General features: G+C 38.1%; 1 pseudogene. It reads right to left on the bottom strand.

The features are described 5' to 3' along the window. Positions 1–2,618: pseudogene (locus tag J3U37_RS11970) on the bottom strand (S-layer family protein); the annotation flags it as partial.

Below are 2,618 nucleotides of genomic sequence, written 5' to 3'. Positions count from 1 at the left end.
TGGACAGAAGATTGATATCATTATCGGCAGATAAATAGACCAGCTTATCACCGACTAACTTCCCGTAATTGGTAATATCATTTTTTGCATCGATTGCCACCCGCTCACCGAATACCGTGCCACTATTGGTGACATTATTGCCGGATAACTGAATATCTTTTTTCGCATTAATTAATCCACTGCTATTGAGCGCCTGACCTTTAATAAAGACATTATCACCGGCAATTAACGCACCGTCATGGCTGAGCTCAGTGCGGTTAACAATGTAAACCTGCGGCACTAAAACATCGATAGCTTGATTATTAATGACCACCTGCTTTTTCACCAACAAAACCATATCGGTCGTTAACGCTTTCATCTGCTCAGCAGACAGCTCCACCCCCGGCGCAATACCGTATTGATTAGCAAAGCTAATACCGGCATCCATTAAGGCTTGATACTGCGCTAAATCATTTTCATAGCCTTGCAAATAGCGATGACCGGTCAAACCAACGATTTGTTCCTTAATCAGTTGTTGTTCATAATAACCGTCACCTAAGCGCTTAAGCACCGAGTCCGGATCGGCTTTTAAGCGACTTAACATATAGTCTGAACTTAACCATTTCTTACGCTGAGTAAAGTTAGGGTCGGTTTCAATAATATAATTTTTATCGGTATCTTTATTGACGATCCATAAACTGTTATCCGGCAGGGTTAAATTAGGCTCATAAATGCTGATAGTTTTAGGCGGGGTGATATCCTTATCGGCGGTGGCTAAATCGGCATGATCCGCCTGTTGGCTTTGCTGATTTAAATGGTCATCAATATTATTATCGACAGGGGTATTTGCAGAGGTGATAACCTCCTGTTTATCGATTGTCGCGTTAACCGCCGTTGTGTTATCGTGCCCAAAATGCGGGTTATCAATCTGTTTTTCGTGTTGCTTAGCTGAATCTTGAACAGGCTGATTAATATCAACATGTTGATGGGTATTTTCAACCGTTGTGGGTTGACGAGCGGTATCGTTTAATTGAGCCTGCTCAAATATTTGATGATCTAAAATATTCGTATTTAATGCATTATCAATAAACTCTTCATCGGCTTTTGTATATTTATAGGAACTAAATCTATATTTATCTTCATCTTTTCTTCTATGTAAATTAACTCTTCCCGAATAGACATATTTTGATAAAACTTCTTGCGAGATATTGTTTAACTGATCGACATTAATATTGACATTTTTACCGGCAATAATTTTACTGTCGTGATTATTTAAAGTTTGTCCTTGTATCGTAATATTACCGGTAGCAGTGATTTTACTTGGATCTGTTTCAATCAATACAGTACGATATTTTTGTTTATAGATGTCATAATGCCAGGAATTTGCCGCTCCGTTTATACCTTTACTTGGAACATACATTCTTTGTAAGTACTTGGTATTACGTAAATGCAATGGAATATCATTCCATTTGTACAAACAGCGTTTACGTCCGTCACAAGACACGCCTGGAATACTACCCATACCTTTTCTCTTGATGCGATAAAGCACTTCATCAGGCGAGTATTTGGTTTTCCCTTCCCCCTCAGACGTTTGAAAATAGACTTCATGTTCCGGTGGCTCGTCACTTTGGCGCATTTCAGTGACAATATGGTCATTAATATTATTAATGACCTTCGCATTAATAAATAAATTGCCGTGTGATTCAATGGTTGCTGAATGGTTTTCAATCAGTTCGGCTTGACCTTTTACATTGTAATGTTCATCAAGTTCGCCGCCAATAATAAAATCGCCCAGACTCAATAACTGAGCATGCGCATAGTTATTGAGCGTATTGACCCCTAAATGAAAATTTTGTCGGGCAGCAATGACCGGCGCAGTACCATTTTGTGCCCGATTATTCAGCGTTATGGCGTTAATGGCTAAATTATCGGCATAGATTCGACCGGTTTGTAAGTTATTTAATGTGTTACTGTCAATAATTGCTGTTGTGCCATTAATTAGGCCATAGTTGGTGGCATTTTGATGATTTAATGCCAGATAATCGGCACTAATTTCTGCTTGTTGTTCATTGATAAGTTGTTGGCTTTTTAAGCTGACTTGTTTGCCGGCTGTAATTTTGTTTTTATTGATGATGTCATTTTCACTGCTAATCGATAAGTGACCATTTGCGGTAATTTCACTGTCATTAACAAAACTGTCTTCTAACTCAAGCGATAAATCATTTTTCGTTTTAATCGTACCATTACCACGAAATGATTTTGTTTTGAGTAATAAGTTGTCAGAGAGTAAATAACCTTGATCGTTATCAAAGTCCTTAGCATCAATAATAATTTTATTATTGGCGGTTAAACTGGCTAACTGATTGTTTAAAGCGTTGCTTTCGAGCAGGATATTTTCTGCCACATAGTGAGATTGGCGGTTATTAATTTGCTGTGCCTTAATATCAACAAGACCATTGGTTTTAAACGAGGCGGATTGGTTATCAATATTGATTGCCTGTAATGAAATACCGTTATTAGACAATAATTTGGCATGTTGGTTTTCAATATGACCATTTAATGAAGCGAGTTTAATGGCGCCACTGGCGGTCAGCTCAGCAAAACGGTTGTTGATACCATTAGCAACATCGAAAGTAATA

It is taken from the genome of Gilliamella sp. B3172 (assembly GCF_026536465.1).
GTDB lineage: Bacteria > Pseudomonadota > Gammaproteobacteria > Enterobacterales > Orbaceae > Gilliamella.
This window is presented reverse-complemented; position numbering and strand designations above follow the sequence as displayed.